The organism is Streptococcus sp. ALY_208, assembly GCF_058314295.1.
In genome coordinates this window covers 49,326-66,436 of record NZ_JBZFUI010000002.1, presented here as the reverse complement: position 1 = coordinate 66,436, position 17,111 = coordinate 49,326, and the positions used below count along the sequence as shown (strand labels likewise).

General features: G+C 41.7%; 15 protein-coding genes. 11 read left to right on the top strand and 4 right to left on the bottom strand.

Annotated features, from left to right (window positions below; translation table 11 throughout):
- Window positions 1-141: 141 nt before the first annotated feature.
- Window positions 142-390 carry a 30S ribosomal protein S20 gene (rpsT, locus tag AC4HAI_RS02680; RefSeq protein WP_491079440.1) on the bottom strand — a complete coding sequence of 83 codons (249 nt, stop codon included), beginning with the start codon at window positions 388-390 and terminating at the stop codon, window positions 142-144.
- 52 nt (window positions 391-442) lie between these two features.
- On the bottom strand, window positions 443-1,363 hold the full coding sequence (gene coaA, locus AC4HAI_RS02675) for a type I pantothenate kinase (protein WP_491110333.1): 921 nt from the start codon (window positions 1,361-1,363) through the stop codon (window positions 443-445).
- A gap of 123 nt (window positions 1,364-1,486) precedes the next feature.
- Here coaA and AC4HAI_RS02670 point away from each other — a divergent pair, with 123 nt between their 5' ends.
- The 9 genes from AC4HAI_RS02670 to nox all read left to right on the top strand — a co-directional run bounded on the left by AC4HAI_RS02670 (window position 1,487) and on the right by nox (window position 10,751).
- A complete protein-coding gene (locus AC4HAI_RS02670) occupies window positions 1,487-2,077 on the top strand; it encodes a class I SAM-dependent methyltransferase (RefSeq protein WP_491110331.1) in 591 nt (196 codons plus the stop codon).
- Window positions 2,074-3,351 (top strand): pyrimidine-nucleoside phosphorylase, encoded by a 1,278-nt coding sequence (locus AC4HAI_RS02665; protein WP_491110329.1) that lies wholly within the window; start codon window positions 2,074-2,076, stop codon window positions 3,349-3,351. The genes AC4HAI_RS02670 and AC4HAI_RS02665 overlap by 4 nt, the downstream gene beginning before the upstream one ends.
- A 9-nt stretch (window positions 3,352-3,360) precedes the next feature.
- Window positions 3,361-4,023 carry a deoxyribose-phosphate aldolase gene (deoC, locus tag AC4HAI_RS02660; protein WP_491079410.1) on the top strand — a complete coding sequence of 221 codons (663 nt, stop codon included), beginning with the start codon at window positions 3,361-3,363 and terminating at the stop codon, window positions 4,021-4,023.
- Entirely contained in the window at window positions 4,013-4,399 is a 387-nt protein-coding gene (locus tag AC4HAI_RS02655; protein WP_491079409.1) for a cytidine deaminase, read from the top strand. The genes deoC and AC4HAI_RS02655 overlap by 11 nt, the downstream gene beginning before the upstream one ends.
- 94 nt (window positions 4,400-4,493) lie before the next feature.
- Entirely contained in the window at window positions 4,494-5,552 is a 1,059-nt protein-coding gene (locus AC4HAI_RS02650) for a BMP family lipoprotein (RefSeq protein WP_491079439.1), read from the top strand.
- A gap of 150 nt (window positions 5,553-5,702) precedes the next feature.
- On the top strand, window positions 5,703-7,238 hold the full coding sequence (locus AC4HAI_RS02645) for an ABC transporter ATP-binding protein (RefSeq protein WP_491079408.1): 1,536 nt from the start codon (window positions 5,703-5,705) through the stop codon (window positions 7,236-7,238).
- Complete coding sequence (locus AC4HAI_RS02640; RefSeq protein WP_491079407.1) at window positions 7,231-8,295, top strand: ABC transporter permease; 1,065 nt, start codon at window positions 7,231-7,233, stop codon at window positions 8,293-8,295. Before AC4HAI_RS02645 ends, AC4HAI_RS02640 begins: the two co-directional genes overlap by 8 nt.
- Window positions 8,296-8,297: 2 nt before the next feature.
- Window positions 8,298-9,254: an ABC transporter permease gene (locus tag AC4HAI_RS02635; RefSeq protein WP_491079406.1), complete on the top strand. Its 957-nt coding sequence runs from the start codon at window positions 8,298-8,300 to the stop codon at window positions 9,252-9,254.
- Between the two features lie 129 nt (window positions 9,255-9,383).
- A complete protein-coding gene (gene nox, locus AC4HAI_RS02630; RefSeq protein ID WP_491110327.1) occupies window positions 9,384-10,751 on the top strand; it encodes a H2O-forming NADH oxidase in 1,368 nt (455 codons plus the stop codon).
- A 72-nt stretch (window positions 10,752-10,823) separates the two neighbouring features.
- Here nox and AC4HAI_RS02625 read toward each other — a convergent pair whose 3' ends face one another.
- Window positions 10,824-11,813 (bottom strand): L-lactate dehydrogenase, encoded by a 990-nt coding sequence (locus AC4HAI_RS02625; protein WP_491079404.1) that lies wholly within the window; start codon window positions 11,811-11,813, stop codon window positions 10,824-10,826.
- A gap of 200 nt (window positions 11,814-12,013) precedes the next feature.
- Between AC4HAI_RS02625 and gyrA the strand changes: the two genes are divergently transcribed.
- Both gyrA and AC4HAI_RS02615 read left to right on the top strand, forming a co-directional pair.
- Complete coding sequence (gene gyrA, locus AC4HAI_RS02620) at window positions 12,014-14,473, top strand: DNA gyrase subunit A (protein WP_491110325.1); 2,460 nt, start codon at window positions 12,014-12,016, stop codon at window positions 14,471-14,473.
- Window positions 14,460-15,221 (top strand): class A sortase, encoded by a 762-nt coding sequence (locus AC4HAI_RS02615; protein ID WP_491079402.1) that lies wholly within the window; start codon window positions 14,460-14,462, stop codon window positions 15,219-15,221. The genes gyrA and AC4HAI_RS02615 overlap by 14 nt, the downstream gene beginning before the upstream one ends.
- A 129-nt stretch (window positions 15,222-15,350) precedes the next feature.
- Here the strand turns inward: AC4HAI_RS02615 and AC4HAI_RS02610 are convergent, their stop codons facing one another.
- A complete protein-coding gene (locus AC4HAI_RS02610; RefSeq protein ID WP_491110323.1) occupies window positions 15,351-17,069 on the bottom strand; it encodes a phospho-sugar mutase in 1,719 nt (572 codons plus the stop codon).
- Between the last annotated feature and the right edge of the window lie 42 nt (window positions 17,070-17,111).

Below are 17,111 nucleotides of genomic sequence, written 5' to 3'. Positions count from 1 at the left end.
TCTGCCCTAAATCACTGTGCTTAATAGGTAAAATTGACTAAATAAAAAAGGCTGAGAACTTTTGTCTCAGCCTTTTTTACTCCTCAAATCAACATCGGTCCAACAAATAAAAAAACCTCCAGATTATGGAGGTGACAAGACTTAGCCAAGTTTAGTCGCAAGACGAGCTTTATCGCGGCTAGCTTTATTTTTATGAATCAATCCCTTGCTTGCAGCTTTATCGATGCTTGAAGAAGCAGCACGGTAGAGCTCTTCAGAAGGGTCAGCTTCAAAAGCTTTGATAGCAGTACGCAAAGCTGATTTTTGCGCTGAATTTTTTTCATTTTGCTTAACGTTCTTTTCAGCACGTTTGATAGCAGATTTAATATTTGCCAAAGTTTTCACCTCCATTTTTACTAACCACTCCATTATATAGGAAATAGCAGGGTTTGACAAGTCCTATTCACTTTTTCAAATAAATTTTATCGATGTTATGATGACTAGATTTGTGAAGAATCAATTCTGCTCGATTTCTCGTAGGCTTGATATAATCCTGTAAGTTGATCAGATTGATAGATTGCCAAGTTTCTTTGGCGATAGCGATAGCTTCCTCTATAGGCATTTGCGATAGATAGTGATAATAATTATCAGGATCAGTTTTTGCCAGTTCAAGCAGGCTCCTAAAACGCTCTAGGTACCAAGTTTCGATCTGATCAGCCTCAGCATCGATATAGATAGAAAAATCATAGTAATCATTGATGTAGAGATGATGATTCTGCTGGTTTTGAAAGACATTAATCCCCTCGACAATGAGAAAATCAGGAGACTGTATAGACTGAACCTCTCCGGGAATGATATCATAACTGGAATGTGAATAGACTGGAATATCCATGTCTTGACCATTTTTCATAGCATCCAAAAAGGTAACCAAAAGCTCCATATCATAACTCTCAGGGAAGCCCTTGCGATTTAGCAGCTGATGTTCGATCAAAACTTCATTAGGATAAAGAAAGCCATCTGTGGTCACAAGATCAACCTTGCTGTTCTTAAATTTCCGAGTCAGCAATAATTGCAACAGTCGACTGGTAGTAGATTTACCGACAGCGACAGACCCAGAGATGCCGATGATAAAAGGACCTTGGCTGACATTCTTTTTTAAAAAGATCCCCTTGGAAAAGCGGAGATTTTCTTGAGCGTTTTTGTAAATTTGAATAAGACTGATCAAGGGAAGGTAGACATCACGAACATCCTGGATATCAATCTTATCATTTAGACTTTTAATAGAGTCAAGCTCTTCTTGCGTCAACTCCAACTGTTCATTTTGGTGCAAGGATTGCCAGAGAGAGCGATCGATCTTTTCAAAATTTTTTAATTCTTGAGACATGGCTCTATTGTAGCATAAAATATGATAAAATAACGGCAGGAATAGCCCCTCAAAAAGATCTTGCAAGAAGCAGATTTTAAGAGAGCCAAGCACTTATGCAATGAGAATAGAAAGAAATCAACAATGGCAAAAATGTACTACGCAGAAAATCCAGATGCAGCACATGACATTCATGACTTATCGGTTCGCCTGCTGGGAGAGACCTTTCACTTTTATACAGATGCTGGTGTCTTTTCAAAGAAAAGAATCGACTATGGCAGCGAAGTTCTGTTGAAACAGCTAAATTTCCAGCAAGGTGAGCGTTTACTGGACTTAGGTTGTGGTTACGGCCCTCTAGGAATTAGTTTGGCTAAAGTACAGGGTTTAGAAGTGACCATGATTGATATCAATAACCGAGCGATTGACCTAGCTAAGAAAAATGCTGAGCGCAACGGCGTTATCGTAAGCGCTTATCAATCCTCAGTCTATGATAAGGTAGAAGGAAGTTTTGACCATATCATCAGTAATCCACCGATCCGAGCAGGTAAGCAAATTGTGCATCAAATTTTAGAGGAAGCTCCGGATCATCTTAAAAAAGGTGGGACCCTCACTATTGTCATTCAGAAAAAACAAGGAGCACCGAGTGCAAAAGCTAAAATGCAAGAGGTATTTAGCAATGTTAGTGTCCTAAAAAAGGATAAAGGTTATTATATTTTAAGGAGTGAAAAGATATGAGAGCAGTTGATCTAATTCAAAAAAAGCGTGATGGTCATAGTTTATCGACGCAGGAAATTAACTGGTTGGTGACAAACTATGCTTCTGGCCAGATCCCAGATTATCAGATGTCCGCTTTTGCGATGGCTACCTATTTTAAGGGAATGACCATGCAGGAAACCCGTGATCTAACCATGGCCATGGTTAAGACAGGAGATGAGCTGGATCTGACTGCTATTCCAGGTATTAAAGTAGATAAACACTCGACAGGAGGGGTCGGTGATAAGGTTACCCTCATACTAGCTCCTTTAGTAGCCAGCTTTGGTGTCCCCGTTGCTAAGATGAGTGGCCGAGGACTTGGGCATACCGGTGGAACCTTAGATAAATTAGAATCAATCGATGGTTACAAAATAGAGCAGAGCGAAGCTGATTTTATCGCACAAGTTCAAGACATTGGAATCGCTATTATTGGTCAGTCAGAGCACATGGTCAAAGCCGATAAATTACTCTATGCTTTGCGTGATGTAACTGCGACTGTTGATATTATGCCCTTGATTGCCAGCTCTGTTATGTCTAAAAAAATTGCAGCAGGAGCTGACGCCATCCTTCTTGACGTCACTGTTGGGGATGGTGCTTTTATGAAGACACAGAAAGAGGCTCAAGAGTTATCGGAAACGATGGTACAGCTTGGCAAGGAAGTTGGGCGCCAGACTGTTGCTGTCATGACTGATATGAGCCAACCCCTCGGAAAAGCCATTGGTAATCGTCTAGAAGTTTTGGAAGCCATAGATATCATGAAGGGACAAGGCCGTGACGATATCACAAACTTTATCTGTGACTTAGCCAAGCTCCTCCTCAAGCTCGGTGGTGTCACTGCAAAGCCATCAGAGGTAAGAGAGCATTTAGTAAATGGCAAAGCCTTGAAAAAATTTGAAGAATTCGTCCAAGCTCAAGGAGGAGATGTCACAGACATCTATCGTCCGGTTAAAACCAACTTTGTCTATGATATAAAGGCTCAAAAATCAGGGTATATTACAGAAATTCCTGCTTTATACTATGGACATTTTGCCATGGAAATTGGAGCCGGGAGAGCCGTAAAAACCGACCGATTGGATTACGATGCGGGCATTATGTTCGAGAAAAAGGTTGGAGATGAGGTCAATGAGGGAGATTTAATCGCAAAAATTTACACAAATCGAAAAATTACTCAAAAAAAGATTACAGAATTTACAAAAAATGTTACAATAGAGGACAATAAGATAATCCCTCACGAGATTATTGCTATCATCGAATAGGAGAAAAAAGTGTCTATCAATAGTTATATCGACCATACTTTGTTAAAGCCTGAAGCTAGTCAGGCGCAAATTGATGCCTTATTGACTGAAGCTAAGGAGTATACCTTTGCAAGCGTTTGTGTCAATCCTACTTGGGTAGCTTATGCAGCACAGGCTCTTAAAGAGTCACCTGTTAAAGTATGTACCGTGATCGGCTTTCCTCTTGGAGCAAACACTACGGCCGTCAAAGTCTTTGAAGCCAAGGATGCCCTCGCCAATGGTGCAGATGAAATTGATATGGTCATCAACATTGGTGAGTTAAAATCAGGGCATTTCGATAAAGTTCAGGATGATATTCAAGCCGTTGTTCAGGCTAGTGGTGATAAGTTAGTCAAGGTTATCATCGAGACCTGTCTACTCACTGATGATGAAAAGGTCAAAGCCTGTCAGTTAGCTGTAGCAGCTGGAGCTGACTATGTCAAGACTTCAACAGGTTTCTCAACCGGTGGGGCAACTGTTGCTGATGTTGCGCTTATGCGCCAAACAGTCGGTGATACAGTTGGTGTCAAGGCCTCTGGTGGTGCACGCTCTTATGCAGATGCACAAGCCTTTATTGAGGCGGGTGCTACCCGTATCGGAGCGTCGGCGGGAGTTGCTATTGTAAATGGAGAAATCGCAGATAATGACTACTAATCTGGAGCAGTTGGCTATAGATGCTAGTCGTCAGGCTTATACGCCCTATTCTAATTTTCCAGTGGGAGCAGCCTTGCTGACAAAATCAGGAGAGATTTATCAGGGGTGCAATGTTGAAAATGCCAGTTATGGTTTGACCAATTGTGCTGAACGAACTGCAATTTTTAAGGCAGTATCAGAAGGCCATAGGGACTTGGAACGCATTGCGATTTATGGACACACCAAGTCTCCCATATCACCCTGTGGTGCCTGCCGTCAGGTCATGGCTGAGTTCTTTGAGCTATCAGCCCCTGTGACCTTGATCTCTAAAGAAGGTGAGACAGTCGAGATGACAGTCGGTGAGTTACTTCCATACTCATTTAGGAACTTTGAATAAGGTCCTTTAGTTGTTTTTTTGCATTAAACCTTTGGGTTTAAGATATATTTGCAACCTTGTTGCGACTTTTTTATAGGAGGGTTCATTCATGAAAATGAACAAAAAATTTGTCGGTCTTGGTTTGGCTGCTGTAGCTTTGCTTTCGCTGGCTGCATGTAACCGTTCTTCCCAATCGAAGTCAGATAGCTCTGTCCGTGCAGCTATTGTCACAGATACTGGTGGTGTTGATGATAGATCATTTAACCAATCAGCTTGGGAAGGGTTAGAAGCTTGGGGTAAGGATAATAAATTCAATAAAGACAGTGAATATACTTACTTCCAATCGAAATCAGAATCTGATTATTCCAATAATCTTGATTCTGCCAATGATAAGGGCTATAACCTTGTCTTTGGAATAGGCTATGCCCTTCATGATGCCGTTGAAGAAGCAGCAGATACCTATACGGATACCAACTATGTCATTATTGATGATGTCGTCAAAGACAAGGATAACGTGACAAGTGTCTTGTTTGCAGATAATGAAGGTGCTTACTTAGCCGGTATTGCCGCCGCTAAACAGACTAAGACCAATAAAGTTGGCTTTATCGGTGGGGTTGAATCAGATACCATCACACGCTTTGAAACAGGATTCAAAGAAGGAGTTGCCTCTGTTAATAAGAATATCAAAGTAGATGTTCAGTACGTTGGAAGCTACGATGATGCGGCTAAGGGACAAACGAAAGCAGCAACTATGCGTGCAGGTGGTGCTGATGTGATCTATCATGCTGCTGGAGGATCAGGTAAGGGAGTCTTCTCAGAAGCTAAGGAACACAATGAAGGTCTTGCCGCAGATAGTGATAAAAAGCTTTGGGTCATCGGTGTGGACCGTGACCAATCTGCAGAAGGAGATTACACCGCTTCGGATGGCAAAAAATCTAACTTTGTTTTAACGTCAACCATAAAAGAAGTGGGCACTGTTGTTAAAGACATTTCAAATGCACAATTAAAGGGTGAAAAATTCCAAGGTAATACAACCAAAACGTATGGTCTCAAAGATAAAGGGGTTGACCTTGTAACGAAAAACCTCCCAGAGGATATTAAAAAGGCTGTAGAACAAGCCAAACAAGATATTATTGATGGCAAATTAACAGTTAAAGATGGTCTTAAAAAATAATGACTTCTCATCGCAGCTGTTCTTAAAAGGGCGACCTTAAGGGTCGCTTTTTAAAGGGACTGAGATAAAAATTTTTATCTCAGTAAAACCTATAATCCTATGCAGTTATAGGTTTTACTGACCTAAAAAAGTTAGTTGAAAGGAAAGACTATGGCACAAGAAACTGTCATTGAGATGCGAAATATTACCAAAAAGTTTGGTGATTTTGTAGCCAACGATCATATCAACTTTGATGTCAAAGCTGGTGAAATTCATGCCCTTCTAGGAGAGAATGGAGCTGGTAAGTCCACTTTGATGAATATGCTCTCAGGCTTGCTAGAGCCTACAGAGGGTTCTATTCTGCTAAGGGGAAAGGATGTGAAATTAGATTCCCCCTCTAAAGCTTCCAAACTAGGTATCGGAATGGTCCATCAGCATTTTATGCTGGTCGATGCCTTTACAGTTGCTGAGAATATTATCCTAGGTAGTGAAGTGACACGCAAGGGTAAGATCGATATCAAAAGAGCGACAGATGAGATCAAAACTCTTTCAGAGAAATATGGCTTAGTTGTTGATCCATCAGCTAAGGTCGCAGATATTTCTGTGGGTGCTCAGCAGCGTGTCGAAATTTTAAAGACACTCTACCGAGGGGCAGATATTCTTATTTTTGATGAGCCAACGGCAGTGCTGACACCATCTGAAATATCAGAACTGCTTGATATTATGCGCAACTTAGTAAAAGAGGGTAAATCTATTATCCTTATCACGCATAAGCTAGATGAAATTCGTGCGGTTGCTGATCGTGTGACCGTCATCCGCCGAGGTCAGTCCATCGATACTGTCTCAGTGGCAGGAGCCAGCAGTCAAGACCTAGCAGAGATGATGGTAGGGCGTGCCGTTTCCTTCAAAACGGATAAACAACCTGCAAATCCCAAAGAAAATGTTCTTGAGATCAAGGACCTCTTTGTCAATGAAAACCGTGGTGTTGCAGCGGTCAAAGGGCTGTCTTTGGAGGTAAAAGCAGGAGAAATTGTTGGGATTGCTGGTATTGATGGTAACGGCCAAACAGAATTGGTCGAAGCGATTACTGGTCTACGCAAGATTGCTAAGGGAAAGATCTCAATTAAAGGAAAAGCCATTAACAATCTACGTCCTCGCCAGATTACTGAATTAAGTGTCGGACATATCCCTGAGGATCGTCACCGTGATGGTATGGTTCTGGAAATGACCGTCGCTGAGAACTTAGCCCTGCAGTCCTACTACAAAGAACCTTATAGTAAGTATGGTATCTTGGACTATAACTATATTAATAGCCATGCTAAGCAGCTGATGGAAGAGTTTGATGTGCGTGGTGCTGGTGAGCAAGTCAGCGCAGGATCACTATCAGGTGGTAACCAGCAGAAGGCTGTTATCGCACGTGAGGTCGACCGTGACCCAGATTTATTGATTGTTAGCCAGCCGACCCGAGGTCTGGATGTTGGTGCGATTGAGTATATCCGCAAGCGTTTGATTGCTGAGCGTGACAAGGGAAAAGCCGTCCTTGTCGTCAGCTTTGAGTTAGATGAGATTTTAGATGTTTCCGATCGTATTGCGGTTATCCATGATGGTAAAATTCAGGGAATTCTCGATCCAGAAGAAACCAACAAGCAAGAGCTTGGTGTCTTGATGGCTGGTGGAGACTTTACTAAGGAGGCTACAAATGACTAAGAAAACACAAAGTTGGGCAGTCCCATTGATTGCTGTACTTTTAGGCTTGCTGGCTGGAGCAGTTTTGATGCTGATTTTTGGCTACAATCCAATCTTTGCTTACAATGACCTACTTTATAAAGACTTTGGTTCTGTCAAAGGAATCGGTGAGATCTTTGCTACAATGTCACCACTGATTTTAATTGGTCTAGGGTTTGCTGTTTCTTCAAAGGCAGGTTTCTTTAATGTTGGTCTACCTGGTCAAGCCTTAGCAGGATGGGTATTTTCAGCTTGGTTTGCTTTAGCTCACCCTGAAATGCCACGTCCTTTATCTATATTATGCACGGTAATTATTGGACTACTAGCGGGTGCCATTATCGGAGCTGTTCCTGGTATTTTACGGGCTTATCTGGGGACCAGTGAGGTCATTGTCACCATCATGATGAACTATATTGTTCTCTATCTGAGTCAGCATTTACTAGCCAATGTCTTTTCTAAGGAGTTTATGCGTAACTCAACTCAAACGATCAAGTTCTCAGAATCGGCAACCTATCGGACCGAATTCTTTAAAGAGTTAACTAATAATTCTCATCTAGGTATCGGCTTTATTTTTGCCCTTATTGCCATTGTCATTATTTGGTTTGTTCTCAAAAAGACTCGGACCGGTTTTGAAATTAATGCTGTTGGATTAAATCCTAATGCTGCAGAATACGCTGGGATGTCTTCTAAGCAAATCATTATTTTATCGATGATCATTTCAGGTGCCTTAGCTGGTCTAGGTGGTACGGTTCATGGTTTCTCAGTAGCTGAAAACTTTAATAATCAGACCTCTTCATTGCAGATCGGCTGGGATGGTATGGCGGTGGCTCTCTTAGCTGCCAACAATCCAGTCGGTGTACCATTTGCCGCCTTCTTGTTTGCTGTGTTATCGGTCGGTAAGACAGGTATGACATCTGTTGCTCCATCAGAAATTATCGATGTAGTATCTGCCTTAATTATTTTCTTTGTAGGTAGTGATTATATGATCCGCCGCTACCTCAAGCCTCGTAAACAAATTTCCAAAAAAGGAGGTCAGTAATATTGGGTATTTTAGCAATTATTGTACTGGTTGTTGCTCAAACACTTAAGTACTCCGCACCCTTGATTTTCACAAGTATCGGTGGGACATTTTCCGAACGTGGTGGTGTTGTTAATGTCGGCTTAGAAGGTATTATGGTAATCGGTGCCTTTTCAGGAATTGTATTCAACTTGACCTATGCAGATAGTCTGGGACAAGCCACTCCTTGGATTGCCTGTCTGGTAGCTGGAGTAGTAGGGATCATCTATTCACTGATTCATGCAGTAGCTACTATCAATCTACGGGCAGACCACGTTGTATCAGGTACCGTTCTTAATCTGATTGCCCCAGCCTTTGCAGTTTTCCTCTGCCGTGTTTTATATGGGAAAGGGGAAACGGCTAACATTGCACAATCCTTTAAACGCTTCTCATTTCCGATTTTAAAGGACATTCCAATTATTGGTGATATTTTCTTCAATAATATCTCTTTAATTGCTTATGTAGCCATCTTGGTATCTTTCCTCGCCTACTTTATCATTTTCAAGACTCGCTTTGGTCTGCGTTTACGCTCAGTAGGTGAGCATCCTCAAGCTGCAGATACCCTAGGGATTAACGTCTATTTAATGCGCTATTATGGGGTTATGCTTTCAGGATTGTTAGGAGGTGTAGGAGGAGCGATCTATGCACAATCTATTTCAAATAACTTTTCGATCACGACCATTGCTGGTCCTGGATTTATCGCGCTAGCTGCTATGATCTTTGGCCGTTGGAATCCGATCGGTGCTATGCTATCGAGCCTCTTCTTTGGTTTCTCACAATCACTAGCTATTGTCAGCCAAAGTATTTCTTTCTTGAAAGATATTCCGGTTGTTTATTTTCAAATTGCCCCTTATCTATTGACTATCATCGTGCTTGCCGCCTTCTTTGGAAAAGCAGTAGCGCCTAAAGCTGATGGTGTGAACTATATTAAGTCTAAATAATTCAAAAAAAACTTGAGGATAACGACTCCTCAAGTTTTTTCATCATGTGATTTTGTGAATTTTTAGTTGAAATCGTTTTCAGACTATGCTAAACTTATTAGGTAATCTATAAAGAAAGTTGGATTCCTTATGTCTAAAATCGTTGTAGTAGGTGCTAACCACGCTGGCACATCTGCCATTAAAACGATGTTAACAAATTATGGTGAAGCAAACGAAATCGTTGTCTTTGACCAAAATTCAAATATTTCATTCTTAGGGTGCGGGATGGCACTCTGGATTGGTGAGCAGATTTCAGGACCAGAAGGTCTCTTTTATTCTGATAAAGAGGAATTAGAGTCACTGGGAGCTAGAGTCTACATGGAGTCACCGGTTGAATTCATCGACTATGACAAAAAAGAAGTGACTGCTTTGGTCAATGGTCAAAAGCACACTGAGAGCTATGATAAGCTGATTTTGGCAACAGGATCACAGCCAATCCTGCCCCCTATCAAGGGCGCAGAGATTAAAGAAGGATCTCGTGAATTTGAAGCAACATTGGAAAATCTGCAGTTTGTTAAACTCTATCAAAACTCTGCTGATGTGATTGAAAAGTTAAAGCATAAAGATATTAACCGTGTTGCTGTAGTGGGTGCTGGTTACATAGGTGTTGAGCTAGCTGAAGCCTTCCAACGTAAGGGGAAAGAAGTTGTCTTAATTGATGTTGTAGACACCTGCTTAGCAGGGTATTATGACCGTGACTTGACAGACAAAATGGCTAAGAATCTCGAAGATCACGGTATTCAATTAGCCTTTGGTGAAACTGTTAAGGAAGTTGCCGGCAATGGCAAAGTTGAAAAGATTATCACCGATAAGCAGGAATATGATGTTGATATGGTCATCTTAGCGGTTGGATTTAAGCCTAATACAGCTCTTGGTAATGGTAAGCTAGAACTCTACAAGAACGGCGCCTTCTTAGTAGATAAACATCAAAGAACCTCTCTACCAGATGTCTATGCTATTGGTGATTGTGCGACTATCTATGACAATGCTACAGGAGAAACAGGCTACATTGCCCTAGCTTCCAATGCCGTGCGTACAGCTATTGTTGCAGCTCATAATGCCTGTGGCAAGGAACTTGAAGGAATTGGTGTCCAAGGCTCTAATGGTATCTCTATCTATGGACTGAATATGGTATCGACGGGATTGACTCTGGAGAAGGCTAAGAATCTTGGCTTTAATGCAGCTGTGACAGAATACACCGATAATCAAAAACCTGAGTTCATTGAGCATGGGAACTTTCCGGTCACACTAAAGATTGTTTATGACAAAGGTTCTCGTCGCTTACTGGGAGCACAGATGATGGCAAACTCAGACATTTCCATGGGGATTCATATGTTCTCCTTAGCTATTCAAGAGGGCGTTACGATTGACAAACTAGCTTTGACAGACATTTTCTTCCTGCCTCATTTTAATAAACCTTATAACTATATTACTATGGCAGCGCTTGGAGCTGAGTAAACTAAAAGAGGATGGTAGCATCCTCTTTTTTTAGTTATAAAAAAATCAGACATTTGTCTGATTTTAGATCAATTAGTTTTTAGATGCTTCTTGGAACTCTGGGTTCTTCCATGCTTCTTCAATGATGGCTTTCAATTCATCAGCAGAAGCTTTCATTTTTTGTTGTTCAGCATCGTTCAATGGAATGTTGATTGGACGAACGATACCATGTGCACCAACAAGGGCAGGTTGACCAATGAAGACACCTTCAACGCCATCGTATTGACCATCTTGGAATACAGAAAGTGGCAATACTGCATTTTCATCGTCAAGGATAGCCTTAGTAATACGAGCAAGTGCTACAGCGATACCGTAGAAAGTTGCTCCCTTTTTATTAATGATAGTATAAGCAGCGTCACGTACGCCTTCAAAGAGTTCAACCAACTCTTCTTCTTTGAAGTTGCGTGCATCTTTGAGGAATTCTTCAAGGTTGACACCAGCAACATTAGCGTGTGACCATACAGCAAACTCTGAGTCACCGTGTTCACCCATGATGTAGGCATGGACTGAGCGAGCATCCACACCGATTTTTTCAGCGAGAGCTTGACGGAAACGTGCTGAGTCAAGTGATGTACCTGAACCAATAACGCGTTCTTTAGGGAAACCTGAGAATTTCCATGTTGAGTATGTCAAGACATCCACTGGGTTAGCAGCAACGAGGAAGATACCGTTGAATCCTGATTCAACAACTTGTGTAACGATAGTTTTGTTGATAGCAAGGTTTTTACCAACCAAGTCAAGACGAGTTTCACCTGGTTTTTGAGGAGCACCTGCAGTAATGACAACCAAATCAGCATCTGCACAGTCAGAGTATTGAGCTGCATAGATTTTCTTAGGTGATGTAAAAGCAAGTGCGTGAGAAAGGTCAAGTGCATCCCCAACAGCTTTTTCGTGAAGCTGAGGAATTTCAATAATACCAAGCTCTTGAGCGATACCTTGGTTAACGAGTGAGAATGCGTAAGATGAACCTACGGCACCGTCACCGACGAGGATGACTTTTTTATGTTGTTTAGTTGCAGTCATGTCTAAACATCTCCTTAATTTTTTTAGGCTTAAGCCCATACCATCTTATCTTACCACCTTTTAGAGAAAATGTCACTAGCTAATCCCAGTTCTTCTTTTTTTAAGCGCCATGACTGGTTTATTTAGATATTAGAATACCTGAAAAAATGCTGCTTTTATGCTATAATAATAGGGATTAAATGCAAAGAAAGAGTAGATAAATGCAAGATAGAAATCTAGTAGATGTCAATCTAACCAGTGAGATGAAAACCAGTTTCATCGACTATGCCATGAGTGTCATCGTAGCACGTGCTCTGCCAGATGTTAGAGATGGGTTGAAGCCAGTCCACCGTCGTATTCTCTATGGGATGAATGAGCTTGGTGTAACTCCAGATAAGCCTCATAAGAAGTCTGCCCGTATCACCGGGGACGTTATGGGGAAATATCATCCTCACGGAGATTCCTCTATTTATGAAGCCATGGTACGTATGGCCCAATGGTGGTCTTATCGCCATATGCTGGTAGATGGACATGGAAACTTCGGTTCTATGGATGGCGATGGCGCAGCAGCACAGCGGTACACAGAAGCGCGTATGAGTAAGATTGCGCTAGAGATGCTGCGTGATATTAATAAAAATACTGTAGATTTTCAAGATAACTATGATGGTAGCGAGCGTGAACCCTTGGTGTTACCGTCTCGTTTCCCTAATCTGCTCGTTAATGGTGCTACAGGGATTGCTGTCGGTATGGCAACCAATATTCCGCCGCATAATCTAGGCGAAGCGATTGATGCAGTCAAGTTAGTCATGGATAAGCCTGATGCAACTACACGTGAGATCATGGAAGTGATGCCAGGGCCTGATTTTCCAACAGGAGCTTTGGTCATGGGGAAATCTGGTATCCATAAGGCCTACGAAACCGGGAAGGGCTCTATTGTGCTTCGTTCTCGCACAGAAATTGAGACAACAAAATCTGGTCGTGAACGGATCGTGGTAACCGAATTTCCTTATGGTGTTAATAAAACTAAGGTGCACGAACATATTGTCCGTCTAGCTCAAGAAAAGCGTATCGAAGGGATCACAGCTGTACGTGATGAGTCTAGCCGTGAGGGTGTTCGCTTTATTATCGAGGTGAGACGTGATGCTTCTGCCAATGTCATCCTGAATAATTTATTCAAGCTGACCAGCTTACAAACTAACTTTAGTTTCAATATGTTAGCTATTGAAAAGGGTGTTCCTAAGATCCTTTCTTTGCGTCAGATTATCGAAAACTACATTGAACACCAAAAAGAAGTTATCGTTCGTCGGACACGTTTTGATAAGGAAAAAGCAGAAGCGCGTGCCCATATTTTAGAAGGCTTGCTGATTGCGCTTGATCATCTTGATGAAGTCATTGCAATTATTCGTGGCAGTCAGACAGATGCTGAAGCTCAAGCCGAGTTGATGAGCCGCTTTGACTTATCTGAGCGTCAAAGTCAGGCTATTCTGGATATGCGTTTGCGCCGTTTGACCGGTTTGGAACGTGATAAGATTCAAAATGAGTACAATGATCTCTTGGCTCTCATTGCTGATCTAGCTGATATTTTGGCAAAACCAGAGCGTGTAGTGACCATTATCAAAGATGAGATGGATGAGATCAAGCGCAAATTTGCAGATCAACGTCGGACAGAACTTATGATCGGGGAAGTGCTATCACTTGAAGATGAAGACTTGATCGAGGAAGAAAATGTTCTCATTACCCTGTCTAACAAGGGCTACATCAAGCGGTTAGCTCAAGATGAATTCCGTGCTCAAAAACGTGGGGGACGTGGTGTTCAAGGAACCGGTGTGAATGACGATGATTTTGTGAAAGATCTCGTATCCACAAGTACCCATGATGCTGTGCTTTTCTTTACTAATCATGGTCGTGTTTATCGTCTCAAAGGTTATGAAATCCCTGAATATGGACGCACAGCTAAAGGATTACCGATTGTTAATTTATTGAAATTAGCAGAAGGTGAAACGATTCAAACCATTATAAGTTTAGATCAAACAGTTCTTGCTGAAAAATCATTCTTTTTCACGACACGAAAGGGCCTGGTCAAGCGTACCGATGTATCTGAGTTTGCTAATATTCGTCAAAATGGACTTAAAGCACTGAATCTTAGAGATGATGATGAACTGATCAATGTGCTACTAACCGATGGTGCTAATGATATTATTATCGGTAGTCAGTTTGGGTATTCTGTGCGCTTCAATGAATCCATTGTTCGTAATATGGGACGCAGTGCCACGGGAGTCAAAGGAATGACACTTCGAGATGGTGACTGTGTGGTTGGAGCCTCTGTGATTACAGATGAGCAAGAAGTTCTCGTTATCACTGAAAAAGGCTATGGAAAACGGACATCAGCCAGTGAATACCCAACCAAAGGCCGTGGTGGTAAAGGGATCAAGACTGCGAATGTCACTGAGAAAAATGGCCAGTTGGCAGGACTAGTAACAGTTGATGGTGATGAAGACATCATGATTATGACAGATACAGGTGTTATCATTAGAACAGGTGTTGCTGATATTTCTGAGACTGGTCGCTCAACTATGGGAGTTAAGCTCATGCGACTAGATGAATCAGCCAAGATTGTTACCTTTGCCCTAGTAGCTAATGAAGCCTCTAAAGAAGGAGATGAGCAAGATGTCGAAAGCTAAATCCAAGTCATCTAAAAAGCGTGGAAGATTTTTTTCAATCCTGCGCATCAGCTTAGCTCTAATTTTACTTCTGGTTGGCCTTGCCTTGATTTTTAATCGCCCAATTCGTAATTATTTTATTGCCAGAAGCAGCAACCAGTATCAGGTATCCAAGGTGGATAGAAAGACTATCCAAAAGAATGAAAAAGCTAAAGTGACTTATGATTTTGACTCGGTAGATGCTGTATCGGCTCAGTCAGTCATTGGTTCACAAATGGATGACCAAGATTTACCTGTGATTGGTGGGATCGCTGTACCAGATCTTGAGATTAACCTTCCAATCTTTAAAGGCCTTGGTAATACAGAGCTTTCTTATGGCGCCGGGACAATGAAACAAGACCAAGTCATGGGGGGAGATAATAACTATGCCTTGGCCAGTCATCATGTCTATGGTTTAACGGGTGCTTCCAAGATGCTTTTCTCACCATTGGAGCGTGCCAAGAAGGGGATGAAAATCTATCTGACAGATAAGGAAAAAGTCTATACTTATACCATCGATGAGGTTAAGACGGTAGCCCCAAGTCATGTTGAAGTGATCAATGATGTGCCGGGACAAAAGCGATTGACCTTAGTCACTTGTGATGATGCAGAGGCAACGAATCGTATCATTGTTGGTGCTACATTTGTAGAAGCAACAGATTACGATTCAGCACCAAATGATATACTAAAATCCTTTAGTACCTCCTATAATCAAATGGACTTAAACTAAAGTTTGTTGCACTTGTTGACAATATAAGGCTGGAGCAGATGTGCTCAGCCTTTTTCTTTATTTACTTAATGATTGCTTAGATTATTAAAAAATCCTCATTTCGTAGAAATGGGGATTTTTAAGGATTACTTATTGGATGAAATCATTAATTTCTTTGTCAATAGCAGTGATTTTTTCTTGAGCTTGGGTTTCAGATTGACCAACAGTAGCAATATAGAACTTGATTTTAGGCTCGGTTCCTGAAGGACGAACAGCAAACCAAGAGCCGTCAGCCAAATGATATTTTAGGACATTGCTTGGCGGTGTTGTCAATGATTCTACCTTGCCATCTTGACTGGTAGAGGTTAATTGAAGGAAGTCTTCGGTTTTTGTTATAGCAGCGTGATTAAAGGTTTGAGGGACATGATGGCGGAATTTATCCATAATTTTTTGAATCTCAGCGGCACCATCAATACCAGAAAGTGTGACTGAAATAGTCTTTTCAGCAAAGAAACCATATTGATTGTAAATCTCAGCAATACCATCAGCTAAAGTCATGCCACGAGAGCGATAATAAGCTGCAATCTCAGCGACAATAAGGACAGCCTGTATAGCATCCTTATCTCGGACAAAAGGCTTGATGAGATAGCCGAAGCTCTCTTCAAAACCAAATAAGTAGGTGTAGTTTCCCTTATCTTCAAATTCTTGAATTTTCTCACCGATGAACTTGAAGCCTGTTAAGACATTGAACATGGTTGCCCCGTAACTTTCAGCGATCTTTGTGACCAGTTCAGTAGAAACAATCGATTTTGCCAGAGCTGCATTAGCTGGCAATGTACCAAGAGTTTTATGAGCTTCGAGGATATATTTAGCAATAAGGGCACCGATTTGGTTACCAGAAAGATTGAGATAAGAGCCATCAGCCTGACGGATTTCCACCCCGAGACGATCGGCATCAGGATCGGTAGCTACTAAAACATCGGCATCTACCTGACGTCCCAATTCTTCAGCCATAGCAAAGGCTGCTTTATTCTCAGGGTTTGGTGATGCAACCGTACTAAATTCAGGGTCAGCTGTAGCCTGAGCTTCGACAACTTGTACGGATTCAAAACCGGCTTGTGCCAAGGCACGTCGAGCCAACATTTCTCCAGTTCCATGAAGCGGAGTGTAGACGATCTTCATATCCTTACCATACTGATTGATAAGGTCTTGGTTAATGGTCACAGTCCTAACTTCCTTGAGATAGGCAGTATCAACAGCGTCACCGATCACAGTGATAAGTCCTTGAGACTTTGCCTGATCCAAATCGGCAAGAGGGATAGAAAAAGGATTGCTAATAGCACGAATATAATCAGTCAGAGCATCGGCATCTGCAGGAGGAAGCTGTCCACCATCCTCACCGTAAACCTTATAACCATTAAATTGTTTTGGATTGTGACTAGCTGTAATCATGATTCCAGCAAATGTCTTGAGATGACGTACTGCAAACGAGAGCTCAGGAGTAGGTCTGAGACTTTCAAAGACATAGGATTTGATACCATGCTGGGCTAAAACCTGAGCAGATTCATAGGCAAATTCTTGGGAGAAATGGCGGGAATCATAAGCGATAGCAACACCACGCTCTTTTTGCTCCTGTCCTTTGGAGTCGATAAGCTGGGCCAGTCCCTCTGTTGCTTGACGTACCACATAGATATTGATACGGTTGGTTCCAGCCCCGATTACTCCTCTCATCCCAGCGGTTCCAAACTCAAGATTAGTATAAAAGGCATCCTGCCTTGTTTTATCATCCATTGCTACTAACTCACTGCGAAGATAATCAGGAAGTTCACTAAAATCCAACCATTTTTGGTAATTTTCTGCATAAGTCATACTATTAACCTCCTCTTAATCTAAAACTGCCTAAATTATAGC

Excerpts from the sequence above, each read along its gene's own strand:
- AC4HAI_RS02625 (WP_491079404.1), bottom strand. The coding sequence starts at position 11,813 with ATGACTGCAACTAAACAACATAAAAAAGTCATCCTCGTCGGTGACGGT.
- AC4HAI_RS02645 (WP_491079408.1), top strand. The coding sequence starts at position 5,703 with ATGGCACAAGAAACTGTCATTGAGATGCGAAATATTACCAAAAAGTTT.
- AC4HAI_RS02615 (WP_491079402.1), top strand. The coding sequence starts at position 14,460 with ATGTCGAAAGCTAAATCCAAGTCATCTAAAAAGCGTGGAAGATTTTTT.
- nox (WP_491110327.1), top strand. The coding sequence starts at position 9,384 with ATGTCTAAAATCGTTGTAGTAGGTGCTAACCACGCTGGCACATCTGCC.
- coaA (WP_491110333.1), bottom strand. The coding sequence starts at position 1,363 with ATGTCTCAAGAATTAAAAAATTTTGAAAAGATCGATCGCTCTCTCTGG.
- AC4HAI_RS02650 (WP_491079439.1), top strand. The coding sequence starts at position 4,494 with ATGAACAAAAAATTTGTCGGTCTTGGTTTGGCTGCTGTAGCTTTGCTT.
- AC4HAI_RS02655 (WP_491079409.1), top strand. The coding sequence starts at position 4,013 with ATGACTACTAATCTGGAGCAGTTGGCTATAGATGCTAGTCGTCAGGCT.
- rpsT (WP_491079440.1), bottom strand. The coding sequence starts at position 390 with ATGGAGGTGAAAACTTTGGCAAATATTAAATCTGCTATCAAACGTGCT.
- AC4HAI_RS02610 (WP_491110323.1), bottom strand. The coding sequence starts at position 17,069 with ATGACTTATGCAGAAAATTACCAAAAATGGTTGGATTTTAGTGAACTT.
- AC4HAI_RS02665 (WP_491110329.1), top strand. The coding sequence starts at position 2,074 with ATGAGAGCAGTTGATCTAATTCAAAAAAAGCGTGATGGTCATAGTTTA.
- gyrA (WP_491110325.1), top strand. The coding sequence starts at position 12,014 with ATGCAAGATAGAAATCTAGTAGATGTCAATCTAACCAGTGAGATGAAA.
- AC4HAI_RS02670 (WP_491110331.1), top strand. The coding sequence starts at position 1,487 with ATGGCAAAAATGTACTACGCAGAAAATCCAGATGCAGCACATGACATT.
- AC4HAI_RS02640 (WP_491079407.1), top strand. The coding sequence starts at position 7,231 with ATGACTAAGAAAACACAAAGTTGGGCAGTCCCATTGATTGCTGTACTT.